The following is a 19,436-nucleotide window of genomic DNA, read 5'->3' as shown; positions in this document are numbered from 1 at the left end:
TTTTATTTTCTACTCGCATACCGGTTTCATCAAAATGGACAACAGGAGACTGAAAGATCTTGTCTTTTACTTCTTGGAGAAAGGGCTGCATTATGCGGTTTTAGGCATAAAAAAACGTCTTTTATCAGCACATAAAAGACGTTTTTTATTTGAACATTATTAACATAGCATGCCTTATGAGTAGTAAGATATGCTACTTTCAGAAAATGTGCTGATTGTGAAACGTATATTATCCCTACATAGCTTGTTGCACAAACCGAATCCGCAAGTATATCATATCATAAATCAATGATGAAAAAGCGATGTGTTTCACCATTCTTTGTATATATTTCTAATTAGGTGTATACTAAATATGATTTCTTTTGTGAAAATTTTTAGGTGTTTTTCAAGTCAGGTTATGGTCGTTATCTAATCTATTGTATGTATCTGCAGTGAGGCTCTTATGTTAATCATAAGAGCCTGTTTGCATGTTCAATTTGTTTTTATGTACAATAAGAAAAAAGAGATCTTATCAGACAGGGAGAGGAAGCTCATGTCCAATCAAAAATTGGTCAATTTACGTATTGATTTTGCCTTTAAACAATTATTCGGGACATCCGGAAGCGAAGATATTTTGTTAACATTTCTAAATGCAATGTTAGCTGATTCATTGGAATCTCCCATTCAATCCCTTCAATTCGAAGATCCACATTTACATCGAGAACATGAAGAGGATAAATTATCGATTCTAGACGTATCGGCTACATTAGACACTGGAACCAAAATTAACATTGAAATCCAGTTGAACAATAATCATGACCTTTTAAAGCGTTCCCTTTATTATTGGAGTAAGCTCTATGCATCTCAATTAAAAAAGGGAATGCCCTACAGCTCATTGCATAAAACCATTACAATCAACTTATTGAACTTTGTCATGTTTAAAGACTATGAAGCATTTCATACGACGGGGAAACTGTGGAATATGCAACAGCAGCAACTTTTAAGTGATGATATCGAAATTCATGTCGTGGAAATTCCAAAATTGCTACAGCAATGGCGCGAAGAGAAAGTGAATCCGTGGGAAGATTCTTTTGTTCGGTGGTTATTACTATTACCAGCTAATGAAGATGAGCATTTAACACATACTCTGGAGGCGATTGCAATGAATCAAGATCCAATTTTACAAAAGGCAATGGATAAATGGGAGCACATGAGCCAAGATGCTTCGTTCCGTCAAGCATACGAAGCACGCGAAAAGATTTTGATGGATGAAGCGGCAGGCCTTGCACACGCGTTAAATAAAGGACGGGAACAAGGTAGAGAAGAAGGTAGAGGTGAAGGACTTCGAGAAGGAAAACGTCAAATGATTCTCGGTATGCATCGATTACAGATTCCAATAGAAACTATTGCACAAGCAAGTGAACTCACGATTGAAGAAGTAAAGAAAATCATAGAACAAGCATAAAAGAGGCGGACTTTGGACCGCTTTTTTTTATGAAAAAACACAACAAAGACAGTTATGCCAGACTGTCTTTGTTGTGTTTGTGATTTTGCAAGTGTTTATACGTATATATCATATCAAAATAGCGTCTACCATACAAAAGAAAAGCCTATATGTATAGAATGTGTTGTGGGAACAGTCCTCAAAAAAGTGATGTTAGACTAAAATCATTAACCCATACACTGGAGGAAATTGCGATGAATCAAGACCCAATGCTACAGAAGGCAATGAATAAATGGGAAGACATGAGCCAAAACAGTTCCTTTCGATTACAATATGAAGCCAGAGAAAAGGTTTTATTTGATGAACAAGCTTTAAATTAGCACATGCTCGTGAGGAAGGCAAGGAAGAAGGGAAACTAGCTGAGCCTGCACAATTAATTCGTGGCATGCATAAAAATGGAATGCCTGTAGAGGATATTGCAAAATTTACAGGGCTGAGAGTAGAAGATATACAGAAATTTTTAGAATCATTAACATAACAAACATAATTCAAAATGGCACTGTTAGTAGGTGCTATTTTTTTGTTATAGGGGTCACTATACATGCCCATCAACTTAAGAAAAGTTAACACCCCCAAAAGGGAAAAAAGAGCTGAATTTCCCAAATAACTAACTAAAAAGACTGATTAATCCATGTTTAGATTAATCAGTCTTTTAGTATTTAATGGGGTTAATTTATCCATTCTTCAAGAATTGCTATTGTTTTATTTGTTGCATCCATCTCTATTTTAATACCAATTGGGACAGTTAACATCGGGTGAGTATGGCAGCAATCAAATTCTGCAATAAAGGGTATGTTAATACCATTTAAAACCTCTAATAGAATCTCATATGGTTTTTTATTTGTACCATTATCGTTAAATTGCTCATGTTTTCCAAGGATTAAACCAGAAATTTTATCAAATATTCCATTGACTTTGAGTAATGAAAAACTTCTTTCAATAGTAGCAGCATCTTTCGTTGTATCCTCGATAAAAAGGATATCTCCTTCTTTTATCTCAGGCATGTATTCACTACCCCAAATGCCAGTTAAAGTATCTAAATTCCCTCCAATGAATCTACCTGTTGCTTTTCCACTATTTACGCAAATCCAATCATTTTCCGTTCGTTGTTTTTCCCTAGCTTTTTCTTCCCAATTTATAAATTCATCCGTCCAGTAGGGTGGTTTTTTAATATTATATGGTAGTTTCTGCGTTTTTTCCAACATGTCGCTAAAATATTCGTATGTAAAATTAACAAATGGCTCAAATTCACCGAATGAAGGGATTAGTGCAGGCCCATAAAATGTATTTATCCCAGTTTTTGCGTATATTCCTAGTAATATCGCAGTAACATCTGAATAACCTATCATTATTTTAGGATTTTTTATAAATGCCTCATAATCAATATAAGGTAATATTGAATTTGAGTTCATTCCACCAATGGTTGACATTATACATTTGATGTTAGGGTTCCTTATTAATTTATTAAGTTCTTCTGCTCTTTCTTTAATGCTTCCAGATCGGTAGTTATCATGTTTCACAGTTAAATTTCCTTCTATTATATTAAATCCCTTGCTCATCAAAAATTTTTTTGCTCGATCAAATCTTTTAGGCGCTGTATAAGTTGCTGGTGATGAAGGGGAATAGATTCCAATTAAATCCCCTTTTTGTAATTTGCTGAGTTTCATTGCTTTATCTCTCCTTTAAATGGTATCTGTATTGAAATGAAGAACTAATACAAATAGTCTTACAATTAATTATACTTTATATAAGGTATTAGTAGGCGCCATACTTCACTATCAAGTCAAGATAAATTTGTATCCATATAGCGAAAAAATCATTATTCTTTTTGTAGAAATACACAGAAAGGAGGGCATTTTTTATGAATCTTTCGATTCAAGATGAACTTCAATTATTTGCTGAGGAATTATATCAATATTTTACCCCTTCATTTTTGGTTCTGGTGCAAAAAAGCGAAATGATTTGAAAATGCTCTTTCAAACTTGGCAATACTGGTGCTATTACTAAAAAAAGGTGTGTGATCAGTATGGAAAAAGAAAATATATTCAAATGGAAACAGTATCAGCCTGATATCATTGTATTAACCGTACGTTGGTACCTGCGGTACACTTTAAGTCTTCGTGATTTAGTGGAAGTGATGGAGGAAAGAGGATTATTCTTAGTACATACAACAATTATGCGATGGGTGCATCAATATGGACCAGAATTAAATGAGCGTATTCGAAAACATTTGAAACCAACCAATGATTCTTGGCGTGTGGATGAAACATACATCAAAATGATTCTGAAGGAAACACGATTGATTTTTATTTAAGTCGTAAAAGAGATGCGAAGGCTGCCAAACGTTTTCTAAAGAAAGTCTTGGCCTCTGGTCATGCCACAAAACCTCGTTCGATAACTGCTGATGGCGATAAAGCCTATCCTGTTGCAGTACGTGAACTAAAGGAAGAAAAGTGTATACCACACGGTATACCACTTCGTGTAAAAAAATACGTAAACAATATCATTGAGCAAGATCATCGGTTTATCAAAAAACGGATTTGGAATATGCTAGGATTGAAATCATTCCCTACAGCTATAAAAATGATTACCGGAATAGAAGCTATGTATATGATCAAAAAAGGACAAACTCTTCGAGGGCAGAAGTTTGCCCCAAAGCAGATTATTATGCATGTAGTTGTACCTCATTTAAATTTCTCAATAAAAGACAACTAGTATTTCACAATTACATATATCGAAAATTAGTTTTTTTTTGTATCATGAAAAGAAGGGTTCACAGTATCTTCCTATCAGGTGTTAGTTTATTTTGAGATGGTACAGTAAAACTGGAACACAGTATAGAGATAAATTATTCTATATAAGAGGTGTTTCAGATGAAAAAACAGTATGATGAAACGTTTAAAAAACAATGTGTTGAATTGGTAATCAAAGAAGGGCGTACAATCTCTAGTATTCAAAGGGAATTTGATCTAGGACATGGGACTCCTAATTCATGGATGAAAAAATATTCTTCTCCATTTTTAGATAATAAGGGAACTGCCATGGCAGAACTACGTTCTTTACGAAGAGAAATCCAGGAATGAAAAAAGGAAAATGAATTTTAAAAAGCGTCAACCTTCTCTGGTAAAAAACAAAACTAACACATTTTTAGTTTATCAAACGATATCACCATATATTTGGAGTGCACTGGCGTTGCTATCGATTACAAGTGTCTGTTAGTGGTTTTTAGACTATTTTCATCGTAAAGCCACTGGAGGTCAGAAAAAACGTAAAAAGACAGCGGCTTATATTGTCATGCAATTTAAACGTTTAAAAGGTAGAGTGGGATATCGAAAGCTGTACCGTTATCTTATAAATAGAGACGTTAGGGTGAGCTTATCTCAAGTAAGACAAGCTTTATGTCTAGCTGGATTGAAGTCAAAATTTGTCACGTATTCTAAAAAAGAAAGCAAGACCATCCTATATTTCCAAATGTACTTGAGCGTTCCTTTAAACCTGGTCAGAAAGATGTTCCAACAGTTGTATGTGATATTACAGAATTTCGTTTAGTAAATGTGTATTTTTGTGCTGCATTAGATAGTAGCACCCGGCGCGGGTGCTTGGTTATTCTTTGGATACTCATCAAGATGCGCAACTAGTAAAGGATACAATTCAGCAAATTAGAAATGTTTATGGGAGTCACAAAAAGATTGTATTTCATAGTGATCAAGGATCCCAGTTTACGAGTTATACGGTTACTGATTTTTGTAAGTAACAAAAGATTCAACAAAGCATGTCCCGCGAGGGGGACTGTTGGGATAACGCTGGGATTGAATAATGTTTGCATGGAGAAAAATTGATTTCTCTCGCTCATGTAACGCAGTTAGTAGCTGAATTTATTTATATGTATTACCATTCCATTCGTCCACACTCATCATTAAATGGAATGACTCCGTATCAGTATTCAAAATCTATTGCATAATCTATTTCGTGTTCCAGTTTTTCTTGACCAGTTCATTTTGTAAATCTAGCAACAAGTCGCATAAATGCTCATTACATAGTTGGTTGATATTCATTATACATATTATTATCTCAGGTAGCACTGGATAAGTTAATAATTCTTTTGCCAGCTTCGCAACTACACAGCTACCTTAAAATACTACACTACATGAAGTGTAATAATTCAATGTGTACCCCACATATTAATTTTCCAAGGGATTTCCTATAAAAATGGCACAAAAATAAAATCTCTCAATCAACTATAGAGATAGAAAATACTATACTTAGGAAGTAAAATCACATATATTTCAACAGATACCAGCTGAATACTCAATGCTATTCCGTACAAACACCTCTTTGGGTACTTTGAGTTTGAGATAATTATTTGTATTAGAATGAATAAAGAGGAGGGGAAAAAATGCACTTCAAAATTAAAGAAACACGAAAAAGGTTTGGTGATACTCTACAGAGTTTGGCTAGGAAAATTAAATATGATTATAGTAACCTGTCTAAAGTTGAAAGGGGGGTTTATCCCCCCACCTTGGATTTACTTCATAAAATTGCTACCGTATACAATATGGAAATATGTGATTTAATTGTTCATTCGAATGTAACAAGTAAAAAAATTTTGGATATAGAGGATCTAACATTGTTAGAATGCTATCGCTTCACCTTAAACGGAGAAGCGATTTCAAAAGAGGAATTAGTATTTTTAATACAAACCCTCAAAATTATGCGTCAAACAATTAAAAATATACAAAAATAAAATTTTGATGCATAACATCATATCCCCTATTAGGATTCTGTATAACATGGGGCAGTTAAAGGGCCAGAACCTGTTCGGCATGTTGCAAAGGATATTGTAAATCCCTTTTATAGACGGCTATACAACGCCCCATGACTTTTGTAGTCTGATTATAATCTTTTTGAGATTCTAGATAAGTAATGATAAAAACATCAGGGTTTTTATCTGGAAAATAATAAAATACAACTTTTTTTTGATTCCATGCTAACGTATACAGTTGTTTGAGTTTTTTTCTTGTTATTTTATCTCCTATATGGAGAGCGGTATCCACTGATTTCCCAACTAAATCATCTCGTTTTTGAAAAATTAAATTTAGTAGTTCTGGACAAATATCTGTAAAAACAAAATCATCTTCTAATTTTTGAAATGTGAAATACATCTTAGAGTGTACATTTTCATACTCTTGGAAAAGATCTTTAAATACAGAATGTAAAACTAGCTTGAGTTCGATATGTCATCATCCCTTTCGCGTTTTTTTTTAATAAAACATTTTTCTTTGTTGTATTTGGTATAATAAACCTAAAAATATAACCTTTATGTGAAGGGAAAATATACTTTAGAGGATAAATTAATAATACTTATTATTCTACATGGTTTTCTTATATTTTGTATTGAGAAAGTCGAGTATGTTGCTCTAATATAACAGACATATAATTACATTTTCAAACTAAAAGATTCATTTTAATCATGAGATTTTTTCAATAATAAGGTTCGTATTACCAAATTAGGTTCTGCTACAAAGTTTTTGAAAGGAAGATAAACTTTTGTAAACTAGAATAAGGAGAATCCAAAATCAGATATTTTAAAGGTAAACAATTTATGCTATATCCGTCGAAAAAGAGAAGTCGAAAATATGAATTTTCTTTTTTTGACGGATAAGGAATTACGGGAGTTAAACTGGATAAAAGAACTTATCCAAAGATATGATACTGTTCTATGAAGATGAAACACATATTTCTAACCATTTTCATGCATTTCAAGAGGAAATACGTACATGTGTTGTAGTGTCTTTTTTAGAATATATCGCTCAATGCCCAGAAAAGATTTTACAAAGATTAGGTGTGGAGCAACTGTTAAAATATTAAACTTAATTTATATAGTTTTGATTTGAGATTTTTAACAGAACTGTTGATGGCGATAAAACCAAACTCATTGCCATACGAAAACTCCAAATAGAAAAAAGCATACCACATGGTATGCTACTTCGTTTGAAAAATATTTAAACAACATGATTGAAATGTATGTTTTCATTTTCATTTTCATTTTCATTCATATAAAACTAATCAACTGCTAATTAGGTAAATATCCTCACAAAAAGTTCAGTCTTCAACTTTGAATTCTTTTACCCCTTGTTTGATTACAGATACTGTATGGGCTATTTGCTGCCACTTATTGTTTGCTCCATCTAGGGTCTTCTGTAAAAAAGTGAATTTTTGATCTTTTACTTTTTGATCTGCATTTTGAAGGTCCTTCACTATACCTTCATATTTGTTATCTAAATCATCCCATTCTGTAGCCATAGTTTCTAAAGTGCTTATTGCAGGATCAAGAGCTAGGCTCATCTCTTCCAAACTGTCATATGCAATTGATACAATTCGGTTAATAGATTTTTCCAGATCGATTGTCCCTTGTAATTGTCCTATAATAGATTCCAGTTCTTTTTTCTTATTTTTAGTCGTCAATAGATACGGAATCAGGACGATACCAAATGGTGATGCCATAGTCCCTCCCAATGCTATTTTGACTATAGTATCCTGGAATCCTACTTTATTTTGCTTGCTTAGAAGTTCTTGTAGATTTCGTTCATCCTCCTCTAATCCCTTAGTTTTCGTTGTTAAGATAGTGTGTAAATCTGATTTATCCTGCTTAAATTCACGGTAATCTGTACTGATGTCATATTTAAACTGGCGTAACGTACCTATTAATCGCTTTGCTTTTTCGCTATTTTCTTTAATATGTATCTGGAATTCTGTTAAATATTCTACGACACCATCTGTGTCTTTTTCTTCTAGTACTTTAGCAAAACCAGTATAATAGTCTTTGAAAGTGTCTGAAAATTCTAAAGTTCCGTCTAAAACACTCAGAAATTCTTTTTTTACTTTACTATCCCATGTGTTAGCATGTTCAATTGCATTTTCTTGATGCTGTTTAATAGTACTTGGTAGAGTTGGCTTTTCTTTCATGTCAACTCCTTCAAATGTAACCATTGGATTACGTAATAATACATATGAATACTGGTTCATTATTTGAGCAAAATCACCTGATTTTCGTAAGGTATCTTCCCATATTTTATCTTCAAAAAGTATATCGGGACTTGTTTGCTTATTATCCATTTCACTTGCAAAGGTTGCAGTAGAAATAACTAAATTTACTGTTGTAAACGTTAATACAGTTGCTGTAATTAGTATCTTATGTGGAATCTTTTTCATTATTTTATCCTCCTTTTAAGTAACACTTGTTGAAGCTCTTTCATTTAAAGAATCTGCATTTTAAGGTTTGAAATTATATGAATGCATATAATTGATATAAGTACATCAAAAATATAAGTAAACTTTTTATTTTAGTAGATAACACATCCATGTTTAACTACTAAAATAAAAAGTTTTTTTCTGATAGAACTGTCTTGACTATGAAGCAAACAGCTTTTCTCCTATAGTCAAGACAAGTCCATCATGCACTATTAGCGTGTTTCTTCTTTCTGTGGCATATCTTTTATGATTTGTACGGTTTTCTCATAAATATTTTGCCACTCCTTCTGAGCTACAGCTAAATCATCTTCTAATAGAGATAATGCTGCTGAATCCATATTATCAACATTCTCAATTAATATTTTGTAATTTGTCGACATTTTTGTCCACTGTTTTTTCATTTCTGTAAGGGAAGAAATCGCCTGATCCACTGTTTGATAAAGCGTCGTTAGATTTGCTTTTGCAGCGGTTAATGAAATGATAGCTTGTTGGGCTTGATCTGCTTGTGCATTTAATTTATGAATCTTGTCAGCAGCGTCATCATGTGCTTTAAAATGATTTGCTAGCATCACACCCGATGCTGTTCCTAACCCAATACCAGCGGCTGTTAAGGCGGTAAGCCCCCCAATCACCAATGGTGTTGCGGTCCCACCTGTTACTACTATTGCTACTCCTCCTCCAATCGCGCCCCCTAATAAAACAACCGTACCAACGCCGCCACCAATTCCCCATCCTAATATATCCTTAAAGTGCTGATTTTTCACAGACTCTAACTCTTCAACTTCTTTTTTTAATTGTGGAATAAGAGCGTTGTTACCTGCTAATAGCGTAGTCAGCCCAATTGTATCTGTTGTACCATCTACATCTGTTCGTAATGCTGCCGTGTCATTGTATAATTTCCCTTTAAATTCGTTCAACATGGTAATGACTTTGTCAGCCTTATCAGCGTTTTCACTCAGTGTTTCACAAAAGTCCTCTAAACCTTCTTTGATGGTTTCTGTAGCACCTGTCTTTGCTGCGTCTACTAATGTTGTATAATATTCTTGAAATTGCGCATTATAATTGACAATACCATTTGCCACAGTATGAATTTGGGGTTTTGCCTTATCAAACCAGTAAGTTGCATTCGACCTTGCTGTGATTTGATGTTTTTTAATATTATCTTTTAACACATCCCCTTCTGCGCCTAAAGATAAATCAGAAAGATTAATATCAGGTTGTTTTAACATTGTATTTGCATATAAGTTCATAGCAATGATGTGAGATCCAGTCTCTGCTAATGCCGTTTTTATTCCTTCTGGCCCTAATTGATATTTATCCTCTTTTTGAACAACTTTTTCTTGGGCAAATGTATGAAGAGGAAGCGTCTGGCTAGCGCCCATAATAGTAGCTAGTGTTGCTAATGTGAGTACTTTATAATTCATTTTTTTCATATTGTCCTCCAGAATGTGAAATACATTTTAACTTGATGTTGAAATGTTTCTAATTTGTATCAAAACTAGTTAGTTGTTTTTCTAATTGATTTCGTAAGCTTTTTACCCTTTTTAAAGCTTCACGTGTATCTTTTGCTGTTTCAGCTTGAGATGCATAATCGATACTCGTATTTATTTCATTCCAATCTTTTTTATATTGAGTTAAAAGATTAATTTCTTCATTTATTTGTTCAGCAAAAAGATGAATATCGTTTTGCATAAGAAGCATGCTCGCTTTTTGTAAGTCTGCTATTTGTAACTTTTGAGTCATATTATATAGTTTTTCATTTTGTACCGATAAATCATTTAAAGCTGTCTTATTTTCTACAGTTAAAGTGGTGACTTTTCCAAATGCATTTGTTATTTCATCGATTCGCTTGGGATCTAGTATAGTAATTAAATCATATTCTTTTGCTTTTGCATTTGCTGCCGCGCTTAATTCTGCTTTTTTATCTTTTTCTATTTCTTGACGAGCCGCTTTTTTCGCAGCTTCAATTTCTTGTTCCGTTTTACCCGCTGCTCTCGCGCTTTCTTCAGCTGTTTTTTCAGCATCCTGTATAGACTTTTCTATTTCTTTTCCTTTATTTACAACTGCTGCCGCTGTTTCTGCAACAGGTTTTATAATATCTTTTGCCAGTATATAAACCTCTTTAAATACACCGAATCCAGCGGCGTTCATTGAGCCAGGTATCAAGGCAATTCCGTTCAAGTCTTTTGAAATTGCTTCTTGTGCGGTCTTAATCTCCTCTTTTAAAGAATTGATTTTGCCGTCTTTACCAAGAAAGTCTTGCCCTTTCTCTACATGTTTATCTAATTTAGAGATTTTTTTTGTAAGTCCGTTCTGAAATGTTTCCAATTCATTTATATAACTTTGAATTTTTGATTGATTCAATCGAATTGTTTTTTTCAATGCCTCTAATCGTTCTGTTTTCTCCTCTTGTTTTTCTGGATTTTCATTCAAGTCTTGTAGAATGGGATAATAACTATCAAACTTATCTACAAATACTTGCCCACGAGAAGATAATTCAACTAAAAATGGATATAGGTTTTCTGACCATTCTTGCATAGCGTTTTTAATCTCCTGGTGTGTTGAATTTAGTGCAGGAATTTCCACTAAATTGATAGTAGGATGTATTAATGTTTGATCAATTTGTAATGGCGTTACTTTAGCATGCGCCCCAAGTTTTCGTAAAGCTGATGAAAGATCCAATTCTTCTAGCTGTTCCGCATGAACTACAGAGGGGCCAAATACATAATTGAGTTGGCATACCCCCGTGGTTACAAGTGAAGTAAGCATCATATAGGTTACAAGTTGTTTTTTCATAATGTTTTTTCATACCTTTCATATTAAAAAATAATTCAGTTTTTCAAGTCATTTTATTCATGTGTTGCTAACACCGCTTAGATTGAAGCGCGCTCTCAAGCTGAAAACGATTTTTGGCTCAAGCGTAATAGATTATAAGGACTCTTTGAAAAATCTTTACATTAAAAAAGAGTCAAAAAAGCATCCAGGAATTTCATCAACTCAAAGTTAGGCCTTTATCACTATAACAACGAATTCTTCGTTTTGCCTTTTATAAAATGTCCTTTTATAAAAGGCAAAACGAAGAATTCCTTCCTGAATCGTCCTTTATCCTGTTAATCCAAATAATTGATGAATGAATTGTTTTTGATTTTGAACAGACTGATCATTTTCTAATGCAACGATGATCTTGCTCCACGATGTTATTTAGATATTTTATCTGGTACATCCATTGTCCTTTTATTTTTATGTACGTCTTATCTATTCTCTAGAAGTCAGTTGTTTGTTTGAGATGACGTCGAATTCACTTATCTAATTCAGGCCCATATTGATGACCCCACCGCATAATGGTTGTATAGGTTAAGTATAGTCCTCGTTCTTCCATCACTTCTACCAAATCATGAAAACTGAGATTGTACCGTAGCTACCAGCACACGGTTAAAAAAATAATATTTGGCTGATAGTACTTCCATTTAAACGAAGTTGCCTTTTTCATACTAATTACACACCTTTTTAAGAATAATAGTATTAGTATGTCCAAGCTTAATATAGTATTTTCAAGTGGCCTGAAGTTTTAGCACTAGAGCTCATTCCGGGAGCAACAACGATATTCATTGTCAATCTAAAAAGAATCTTGAAGCTTCTGAATGAAAAAGGATAATGAATAGACAAAAAGATAGGGCGTTTCCTGTTCCAAATTGAACAAGAAACGCCCTATCTTTCTCAAAAATAAATTTATTTATAAAAAACGTAAGTTTTTCAGTGCTCTCTTACAATACCGGCTCATACTCTAGAGGCTGCCTAATGAAACGCTCTGTCTAACTTTTGGAGGTCACTTCATAGTCGTCGACTATTATTACTATTTTTCTTTAAGCTGTCGTGATGTATATGTGGCTGAACTCAATATGAGCCTATTAGACTTCAGCTGAGAATATTACCTATTCGGTTTCTTCTATTACAGAGGATGAAGTCAATGTCTTTTTATTTTTGTCTGTAAAGATTTCTCCAATAGCTCCAAGAGTGCCTAGCGTCTCAACCACATTTGATGGAAGAAAGACTTTATTTGCAGGCCCTTTGGCGACTTCTATTAATGATTCAAATGACTTATAAGCTAAAAATTGTTCATCTAATCCTGCCGTACGTATACATTTTATTCGGTTTTGTTCTGCTTTAGCAATTGTTTCAATAGCCCTTGCTTCCCCTTGTGCTTCTAAATCTTTTGCCTCGCGTATCCCTTCAGCGGCACGTATACGTGCTTCTTTTGCCCCCTCGGCCATTAAAATCTTACTCTGTTTTTCTCCCTCAGCACGAAGGACATTATCTTGCTTAGCAGCCTCTGCCTCTAAAATAATGGCACGTTTATTACGTTCTGCTTTCATTTGTTTTTCCATTGCTTCTTGTATTTCCTTAGGCGGGTTAATATCTACTATTTCCACACGTTCAATACGAACGCCCCATCTTTCGGTTGCTTCGTCCAATGCGAGGCGAATTTCCATTGAAATTTTTTCGCGTCCGGATAAAGTTTCATCGAGTTCCATGTTTCCAATAATTTGACGCATGGTTGCGGAGGTAATGTTACGCACACCATATTCATAATTGGATATCCCATATGTTGCTAGTTCTGGATCCACAATTTGATAAAAAATAATCGTATCAATTTCTACTTGTACATTATCTTTTGTGATTACTTTTTGTGGGGGGACATTTGTTTGCTGAATCCTTAAATCATGATAGATACGAACACGATCAATAAAAGGAATCAAAACATTTAATCCAGGTTGCATAATACGCTGGAATTTTCCTAGTCTTTCAATAACCCCGACTTGTTGCTGAGGAACAATTTTTATAGTTAATGCCATAGAAAGAACAACGAGACTAATAAAAACTATCATGATAATAAGCCCTAATATATTCATTTATTTTCCTCCTTCACATATAAAACGGTACTTTTTCTACTCATCACAATTACTTTCTGTCCAGATTTAATTTTCACCCTCGAACGAGCTGTCCAAGTTTCTTTACCTACTTTTACTATCCCCTCACCATCATGTGGTATATCTCGAATAACCATTCCTGTTTCCCCAGTTAGTTGGTCTACGGTATTATTAAAACCTATTGTTGTTTGAAAATGAGTTGTGATAGGTTTAGTACAAATAGTAAGAATGATACTCATAATCATTCCGACAATCATTTGTAATGTGAAAACATCAGGAACAATAAAGGACATCAGTCCTCCGACGATAAATCCCATGCTAAGCCAAAGAAAATAAAGCTGTAAAGAAAGTAGTTCTACAAGAAGAAAGATACCTGCGAGAATGAACCAAAATTCCCAGCACATTGCTCCCCCACCTTTTTGCAATCTAGCAATTGTAAAAATAAGTTTCCTAAGAGTTCATTTGAACTTGTTATTTGAACTTATTTATAATTTATACTAAATTTTTAGAAAAATCAATGGAAATAATAGGACATTGTAGCCGGAAATCTATTTATCAAAAAGGAATCTGAAATATGCGGGGATTAAAATCGTATAAAGCAGCTAGTCTAATAATAGACGGACTAGAAAGCCATATATAATCAAAAAAGAATAAACCTTCATTCCTTATATCCGACTTCTACTTGGAAATTCTATAAAAACTTAAAATTTGTAAATTCTTGTATAATTCTCAATATAAGCTTTTTTACTCAGTGGTTTCTAAATGTACATTGTTATGAAACTAATTATTAAAAATATTATTTTATAATTGTATTAAAGAGGATAATAATGATACATATTCCAATGCCAAATTATTTTGTACCCATGTTTTTATCATTTTTTATGTAAAAAATGAATTTATAACATAAAAGGTAGATATTTCATTTCTAAGAGGGATATCTACCTTTTGGTTTTAATTTATTTTCTGCTCATTTCACAATTCCCAGAATCCCCTAAAAAATGGCTGTCTTTTTTCGAGATGTTCACATAACTGCTCATACTAGATCTAACGCTATTAAACTGCTCCCTTTAATATACAAATTAAAACAATATACACAAATAAAATTAACAACTTGTTTAACAGCACACCATCGAGAAATGATCGATCAAGTATTAATCTATTTTAATATTAATCCTGATTAGGATTAATATATTATGACTAAAAATTAACCTCTTACATACAGATTTATCAATTCATTTACTAACCAAAATGGATTAACTATTAATTATCTAAAAATACAGGTTGACTAATTGTATAAAATTCAGATATATACAATATCATCTTTTTACCTCTTAATAAACTTTTACAATATAACTGATTATAAAAATATTTTAGTATGAGTTCCAAATTTGCTGAATCCATTCAGGATAATCAATAAATGGATTCCGATTCTGTTGATACTTTGTATAAATAAGTTCATTACGCCTTCGTTCCAAATCATCCACTGGATCCTGTTTATGCCATTGTAGTAAGGCCGATATTCGTCCCATATAAGGAGACGTATTGTTGTTCACTCTATCATTTAATTCAAGATCAATTTCTCCTTTTACATTATCACGAGGTTCCCAAGAATCATTATCATATTTACAATCTGTTGCTTCTAAATGAGGAGTTCCTCCATTATCAAAATTACCACGTGAACTGTTCACAGATACATCGGTTGCTCTTATATGGTGAAGGTCTGTTCCCGGCCCTGGATCTGTACCGAAATTCATCGCCCACCTACCGTTGGGCTACGCCCTTCACACGCTTGAGGAAGGAGAATTCTTTCGGGAAATTCGTTAAATAATAGCCGACGGCTATCAAGATAATGTCTATCTCAAATTGTTTTCCATTAAAATATCCCATATGTTATGCTCCCCATCTTATTTTTTCTACAGTCTAGCTCCAGAAACTTTGCAATAGAACCAGTCCAATTATAATAAAATATAGAGGACATATGTAAAAAATGATTCCAATTATATTGATGAATTGGAATCATTTTTTACATTTAACTGTTCGAGGAGAGTAATCACGCATAAAAAGATACACGAATTGGTCTAGTTCTTGGCTAGAAGCAAGAACAATTGGGTCTGTATATCCGTGTGCTTTTACCAACCGTCGCAGTTGTTTCTTTTTTTCTTCCATTTGTTTTTGTAAGTGGAGAACATCAGATGTATACATAGGAAACCTCTCTATTTATACAGAGTGAAAATAGCTAAGCCCTAGATTAAGGTCTAGGGCTTAGCTGGCAGGATACAGAAATTAAAAAAATAGACAAATATATCGACTGGATGTTTACCAGTAATTATAATTATACCATCTTATCTTTATAAAAAATGAACAAATCAGTCCCGAAAACAGACAAAATATGATGTATAGAGTTCATTAAGAATTAATCTACCTAAACATTCTATAGGATATTTAAGTAGAGATAAAATGATTCGCGGAAATTCTCGGGATAGATATACGGACAGAAAAACGGGAATAAGCCCTAGCTAGAGACTAGGGCTTAAGTGAACAGATACATTTTAAGAAACAGTTAGAGAAATACAGCACATAAAGATTTGATTTCAACAACTACTATAACATCGTATGTCTATAAATAGTTGATTATATTTGCCTTTAAAACGGACAAAAAAAGTGCTGATGAACTCAGGTGTTTTAAATAGGGCAAGTTTTTACTGTAGTAAATATTCGGTAATCTATTGTTATTCCCCCGCCTAGTCAGTGGGTTCCTAGATATTCTGATGCACAAAGTAGCAAAACAAAATAAAAACAGCTGATTTCCCTTACGAATGTATAATGAGGGTGTTGCAAAACTCATAAATATCCAAAAATGAATGCATAAAGAAACCCGTTTTCCTGGAAGAATGATAGTATCCTAAAACTATCTCCAGAAAGGACGGATTTACTAGTATGATAACCAATTTTGATCAAAATCAATCCATTTTACAAATTTTATTTGCCTACGTAGACAGTTTAACCATTGGAGGCGTTCCGCCTATGACAGGCCGCCCACCCATCTGTAGAAAAGCTTTACTCAAATGTTTTTTTATAAAAACGGTATTCCAGATTAATTCATTACGTAAGTTAACTCGTTTTTTACATCAATATCCTTCATTTCGTGTATCTTGTGGCCTTTCGCTTGTTCCTCATATATCTACTTTTTCACGTGTAGGCACTTGGTTTCGCAACGAAGAAATTCCGTTGCTTCATAAACAAATTCTTCAAGAAAAGAATGTAGGGTTAATTCCGTGCGTTTTAATTGATAGTACAGCCTTACGGAGTAGTTTATATGATTCTCAAGCGAAATGGGGAAAATCTACTCGCTATGGTTGGTATAAGGGATATAAAACTCATGTCTGTTCTACACCAGAAGGTGTTATATTGTCGTATGCATTTACAACCGCAAATGTACATGATAGTAAATTTTGTAGCCAATAAACCGAATCAAATATGGATGTCAGATATCACATATATTCATACAGATGAAGGTTGGTTGTATTTAGCAAGTATTATGGATTTATACACACGAAAAATTATAGGTTGGCACATAGATGCTCGTATGACAAAGAACTAGTAATCCAGGCATTACAACGCGCTGTAGCCCAAGAAACGATTGCCGAAGACATCATTCATCATAGCGATAGAGGGAGTCAATATGCTTCTCATGAATATCAAAAAATCTTAAAAAAAAAGAAAAATTCCAAGTAAGTATGAGCCGTAAAGGAAATTGTTATGATAATGCAGTGATTGAATCTTTTCATAGTGTATAAAAAAAAGAATGGGTCTATCCGAAAAAATATAGAACACGAGAAGAAGCAAAATCCAGTATTTTTAAATATATTGAAGTATTTTACAATCGAAAATGTAGCCATTCTGCACTGAAGTATGTATCACCGATTCAATTTGAAAAAAGGTTTTATGAAAAACAACAATCTCAAGCTGCGTAACGAATAAAATGTCTCTGTTTAATGTGTCTTTTTTCTTGACATAACACCAAGCTACTCTTTGTCATTTTAGTGGAAGTCCATTACTTATTGTAATGGACTCTTTCATTATGATATGACAGAATTAAGATAACTGTGTAGTTATAATAATAAAAGAAGGGGCTATTGGCATAGTCCGTCCTTCAATAAAGAAATAATGGCAGTTATTCTTTTCATACCGTTACTTTGTATTGTTCTAATTCAGCTAATAATTGTTTTGCCCCCTCTGGACTCAACGTCAACTTTCCATCCGCTAGCTTGATATGCTGGGAAGAAATTTCTCCTGTAATGGGACAAGTACCATACGATTTATATTTTTGGAGAATAATCATTTCGCCTTCTACCAGTATTTCTAGTGAGTCTTTTTCGTGAATGTTGAGTGTACGCCTCGTTTCCTTCGGTATCACAACCCGACCAAGGTCATCAACTTTTCGTACAATACCTGTTGATTTCATAGAAATTTCCTCCTCTTGTACACATAAAATATCTTATGTGGCCGTTTTTATTTTAAAAAACTGCGCATACTATAAAAAAGTTTTCATGTCTACATCCTATTTACAAAATTAACAAAAATATATAAATTCACACATCCATTAGTTGTTCTTATCCTGCACTATCTTACCTCTTGATGGGGAAGAGATTCGAATTCGGTAAAAGACCCGAATTCGAATTCCCTATACACATGTCTCCTCTATTTTACCATACCTTTTCATGTAATGGTTTGTATAACCATTTTTAGATGAGAAATTTCTTTTTTTTTCACATCCTAATATTACTAGAGTCCTAAAAATGAAAATTTCAAAAGAAAGAGATTAGCAATATCAATTATAATTGTGATCTTAATATTTCTTGGGAGAGTTGCTCCATCCGTTGTCCAATCATTAACAGCATTTATATATGTTACAAATTCGTATAAAGCAGAGAAAAAAGAGATCCACTGTGAAATAATGGACCTCTTTTGGTTCTTCTGGTGCAAATAAAGGATATATCCCAAAGAACAATGTGGATTCCTACCGGAATCGTCCTTTACCCTGTTAATCCAAATAATTGATAAATAAATTGTTTTTGATTTTGAACAAACTGATCTTGTAAATCAACCTGTTCTTTTTTTATCATATGCATGGGGAACAGTCTATTCCTACTATCAGATTTGGCGGACAGTAGATGAGAATGGCATAAGTCTTCTCGAAAAAGTGAATAAAAAAATGAATCGAAATGTATCGTGAGCAAGATGGGCGTAAAAAACACATGGATAGCTGGTAAAAAAGCTACGATGCCGGAAAGAAAGTATCGGGAATCAAGCGTCATATCGCTGTAGACATCAACGGCCTCATTCATGCGATTGATGTAACTTGAGGATGTTGTTTTTTACTGTATTTGATTATATAACAAATGCTTTTTTACCTTTATACGTGCATTTCTTGGCTGAAATAATTTCAAAAGGGGTTTTTCTATCATGTAAAGGGGGAAGTTCTACCGGTGGTTCTATCCAAAACTTATCTCGTTGAACCCAAGATTTTTCAGCATCTATCCCTTTGTATTCCCAAAATTCCTTTGTCCAATTGCCCTGTCCTAATGAATTTCTAAAAAAGATTCCGATTCCTATCGAGTTATCTGTTGATAATCCATAGATTTTATGATCCGTTCTATCGTCACTACTTAAATAAACTGAACTCATCAATTGATCAGGGGCCCAATACTGGTCTCCGCTTGCATTGGCTTGCATAAATTTAATCCGTATCCAATCGTCAGATTGAATAATTC

The 19,436-nt window shown here is 33.5% G+C and carries 14 protein-coding genes and 10 pseudogenes; 10 read left to right on the top strand and 14 right to left on the bottom strand.

What is annotated here, in order from left to right:
• Positions 1 to 91, bottom strand: a pseudogene (locus ACQRBL_RS31010) (hypothetical protein); the annotation flags it as partial.
• 441 nt (positions 92 to 532) lie between these two features.
• Between ACQRBL_RS31010 and ACQRBL_RS31005 the strand changes: the two are divergent.
• Positions 533 to 1,444 carry an Rpn family recombination-promoting nuclease/putative transposase gene (locus tag ACQRBL_RS31005; RefSeq protein ID WP_000070739.1) on the top strand — a complete coding sequence of 304 codons (912 nt, stop codon included), beginning with the start codon at positions 533 to 535 and terminating at the stop codon, positions 1,442 to 1,444.
• A 206-nt stretch (positions 1,445 to 1,650) separates the two neighbouring features.
• Positions 1,651 to 1,961 (top strand): annotated as a pseudogene (locus ACQRBL_RS31000) (Rpn family recombination-promoting nuclease/putative transposase); the annotation flags it as partial.
• 190 nt (positions 1,962 to 2,151) lie between these two features.
• Here the strand turns inward: ACQRBL_RS31000 and ACQRBL_RS30995 are convergent.
• On the bottom strand, positions 2,152 to 3,150 hold the full coding sequence (locus ACQRBL_RS30995) for a S66 family peptidase (protein ID WP_000777410.1): 999 nt from the start codon (positions 3,148 to 3,150) through the stop codon (positions 2,152 to 2,154).
• 359 nt (positions 3,151 to 3,509) lie between these two features.
• Here ACQRBL_RS30995 and ACQRBL_RS30990 point away from each other — a divergent pair.
• The 5 genes and pseudogenes from ACQRBL_RS30990 to ACQRBL_RS30970 all read left to right on the top strand — a co-directional run bounded on the left by ACQRBL_RS30990 (position 3,510) and on the right by ACQRBL_RS30970 (position 6,227).
• A pseudogene (locus ACQRBL_RS30990) lies at positions 3,510 to 4,198 on the top strand (IS6 family transposase).
• A gap of 158 nt (positions 4,199 to 4,356) precedes the next feature.
• Entirely contained in the window at positions 4,357 to 4,566 is a 210-nt protein-coding gene (locus ACQRBL_RS30985) for a transposase (RefSeq protein WP_023523739.1), read from the top strand.
• A gap of 512 nt (positions 4,567 to 5,078) precedes the next feature.
• Entirely contained in the window at positions 5,079 to 5,237 is a 159-nt protein-coding gene (locus ACQRBL_RS30980; protein ID WP_004410082.1) for a DDE-type integrase/transposase/recombinase, read from the top strand.
• A gap of 66 nt (positions 5,238 to 5,303) precedes the next feature.
• On the top strand, positions 5,304 to 5,444 hold the full coding sequence (locus ACQRBL_RS30975) for an integrase core domain-containing protein (protein WP_000546009.1): 141 nt from the start codon (positions 5,304 to 5,306) through the stop codon (positions 5,442 to 5,444).
• A gap of 435 nt (positions 5,445 to 5,879) precedes the next feature.
• The gene (locus tag ACQRBL_RS30970; protein ID WP_023523740.1) at positions 5,880 to 6,227 is read left to right on the top strand and encodes a helix-turn-helix domain-containing protein; all 348 of its coding nucleotides are present in this window, start codon (positions 5,880 to 5,882) and stop codon (positions 6,225 to 6,227) included.
• Between the two features lie 55 nt (positions 6,228 to 6,282).
• Here the strand turns inward: ACQRBL_RS30970 and ACQRBL_RS30965 are convergent, their stop codons facing one another.
• The 9 genes and pseudogenes from ACQRBL_RS30965 to ACQRBL_RS30925 form a co-directional block, all read right to left on the bottom strand.
• On the bottom strand, positions 6,283 to 6,645 hold the full coding sequence (locus tag ACQRBL_RS30965) for a hypothetical protein (protein ID WP_023523741.1): 363 nt from the start codon (positions 6,643 to 6,645) through the stop codon (positions 6,283 to 6,285).
• Between the two features lie 940 nt (positions 6,646 to 7,585).
• Complete coding sequence (locus tag ACQRBL_RS30960; protein WP_023523742.1) at positions 7,586 to 8,695, bottom strand: HBL/NHE enterotoxin family protein; 1,110 nt, start codon at positions 8,693 to 8,695, stop codon at positions 7,586 to 7,588.
• A gap of 251 nt (positions 8,696 to 8,946) precedes the next feature.
• Positions 8,947 to 10,167: an HBL/NHE enterotoxin family protein gene (locus ACQRBL_RS30955; protein ID WP_097983967.1), complete on the bottom strand. Its 1,221-nt coding sequence runs from the start codon at positions 10,165 to 10,167 to the stop codon at positions 8,947 to 8,949.
• Positions 10,168 to 10,216: 49 nt separating this feature from the next.
• A complete protein-coding gene (locus ACQRBL_RS30950) occupies positions 10,217 to 11,530 on the bottom strand; it encodes an HBL/NHE enterotoxin family protein (RefSeq protein ID WP_411996649.1) in 1,314 nt (437 codons plus the stop codon).
• Between the two features lie 306 nt (positions 11,531 to 11,836).
• Positions 11,837 to 12,224, bottom strand: a pseudogene (locus ACQRBL_RS30945) (hypothetical protein).
• A 442-nt stretch (positions 12,225 to 12,666) separates the two neighbouring features.
• Positions 12,667 to 13,644: an SPFH domain-containing protein gene (locus ACQRBL_RS30940; RefSeq protein ID WP_001023155.1), complete on the bottom strand. Its 978-nt coding sequence runs from the start codon at positions 13,642 to 13,644 to the stop codon at positions 12,667 to 12,669.
• Positions 13,641 to 14,066, bottom strand: coding sequence for an NfeD family protein (locus tag ACQRBL_RS30935; RefSeq protein WP_023523745.1), 426 nt, complete (start codon positions 14,064 to 14,066; stop codon positions 13,641 to 13,643). The genes ACQRBL_RS30940 and ACQRBL_RS30935 overlap by 4 nt, the downstream gene beginning before the upstream one ends.
• A 966-nt stretch (positions 14,067 to 15,032) precedes the next feature.
• Positions 15,033 to 15,413 (bottom strand): annotated as a pseudogene (locus ACQRBL_RS30930) (endonuclease); the annotation flags it as partial.
• Positions 15,414 to 15,678: 265 nt separating this feature from the next.
• Positions 15,679 to 15,864 carry an aspartyl-phosphate phosphatase Spo0E family protein gene (locus ACQRBL_RS30925; protein WP_023523747.1) on the bottom strand — a complete coding sequence of 62 codons (186 nt, stop codon included), beginning with the start codon at positions 15,862 to 15,864 and terminating at the stop codon, positions 15,679 to 15,681.
• 735 nt (positions 15,865 to 16,599) lie between these two features.
• Between ACQRBL_RS30925 and ACQRBL_RS30920 the strand changes: the two are divergent.
• Both ACQRBL_RS30920 and ACQRBL_RS30915 read left to right on the top strand, forming a co-directional pair.
• Positions 16,600 to 17,112, top strand: a pseudogene (locus tag ACQRBL_RS30920) (transposase); the annotation flags it as partial.
• Between the two features lies 1 nt (position 17,113).
• A pseudogene (locus ACQRBL_RS30915) lies at positions 17,114 to 17,636 on the top strand (IS3 family transposase); the annotation flags it as partial.
• Between the two features lie 209 nt (positions 17,637 to 17,845).
• Here the strand turns inward: ACQRBL_RS30915 and ACQRBL_RS30910 are convergent.
• Together ACQRBL_RS30910 and ACQRBL_RS30905 are read right to left on the bottom strand one after the other, a co-directional pair.
• Complete coding sequence (locus tag ACQRBL_RS30910; RefSeq protein WP_000843033.1) at positions 17,846 to 18,127, bottom strand: AbrB/MazE/SpoVT family DNA-binding domain-containing protein; 282 nt, start codon at positions 18,125 to 18,127, stop codon at positions 17,846 to 17,848.
• Positions 18,128 to 18,698: 571 nt separating this feature from the next.
• Positions 18,699 to 18,794 (bottom strand): annotated as a pseudogene (locus ACQRBL_RS30905) (IS6 family transposase); the annotation flags it as partial.
• Between the two features lie 112 nt (positions 18,795 to 18,906).
• Between ACQRBL_RS30905 and ACQRBL_RS30900 the strand changes: the two are divergent.
• Positions 18,907 to 19,025: pseudogene (locus tag ACQRBL_RS30900) on the top strand (transposase); the annotation flags it as partial.
• A 28-nt stretch (positions 19,026 to 19,053) separates the two neighbouring features.
• On the opposite strand, the pseudogene ACQRBL_RS30895 reads toward ACQRBL_RS30900, so the two are convergent.
• Positions 19,054 to 19,436: pseudogene (locus ACQRBL_RS30895) on the bottom strand (Kunitz family serine protease inhibitor); the annotation flags it as partial.

This window comes from Bacillus sp. AF62, from assembly GCF_050312695.1.
In the GTDB taxonomy this organism is placed as follows: domain Bacteria; phylum Bacillota; class Bacilli; order Bacillales; family Bacillaceae_G; genus Bacillus_A; species Bacillus_A cereus.
Note: the sequence above shows the minus strand (reverse complement) of the source record. Positions and strands in the feature narration are given on the sequence as shown.

Excerpts from the sequence above, each read along its gene's own strand:
- ACQRBL_RS30955 (WP_097983967.1), bottom strand. The coding sequence starts at position 10,167 with ATGAAAAAAATGAATTATAAAGTACTCACATTAGCAACACTAGCTACT.
- ACQRBL_RS30995 (WP_000777410.1), bottom strand. The coding sequence starts at position 3,150 with ATGAAACTCAGCAAATTACAAAAAGGGGATTTAATTGGAATCTATTCC.
- ACQRBL_RS30965 (WP_023523741.1), bottom strand. The coding sequence starts at position 6,645 with ATGTATTTCACATTTCAAAAATTAGAAGATGATTTTGTTTTTACAGAT.
- ACQRBL_RS31005 (WP_000070739.1), top strand. The coding sequence starts at position 533 with ATGTCCAATCAAAAATTGGTCAATTTACGTATTGATTTTGCCTTTAAA.
- ACQRBL_RS30960 (WP_023523742.1), bottom strand. The coding sequence starts at position 8,695 with ATGAAAAAGATTCCACATAAGATACTAATTACAGCAACTGTATTAACG.
- ACQRBL_RS30910 (WP_000843033.1), bottom strand. The coding sequence starts at position 18,127 with ATGAAATCAACAGGTATTGTACGAAAAGTTGATGACCTTGGTCGGGTT.
- ACQRBL_RS30985 (WP_023523739.1), top strand. The coding sequence starts at position 4,357 with ATGAAAAAACAGTATGATGAAACGTTTAAAAAACAATGTGTTGAATTG.
- ACQRBL_RS30970 (WP_023523740.1), top strand. The coding sequence starts at position 5,880 with ATGCACTTCAAAATTAAAGAAACACGAAAAAGGTTTGGTGATACTCTA.
- ACQRBL_RS30950 (WP_411996649.1), bottom strand. The coding sequence starts at position 11,530 with ATGAAAAAACAACTTGTAACCTATATGATGCTTACTTCACTTGTAACC.
- ACQRBL_RS30935 (WP_023523745.1), bottom strand. The coding sequence starts at position 14,066 with ATGTGCTGGGAATTTTGGTTCATTCTCGCAGGTATCTTTCTTCTTGTA.
- ACQRBL_RS30925 (WP_023523747.1), bottom strand. The coding sequence starts at position 15,864 with ATGTATACATCTGATGTTCTCCACTTACAAAAACAAATGGAAGAAAAA.
- ACQRBL_RS30940 (WP_001023155.1), bottom strand. The coding sequence starts at position 13,644 with ATGAATATATTAGGGCTTATTATCATGATAGTTTTTATTAGTCTCGTT.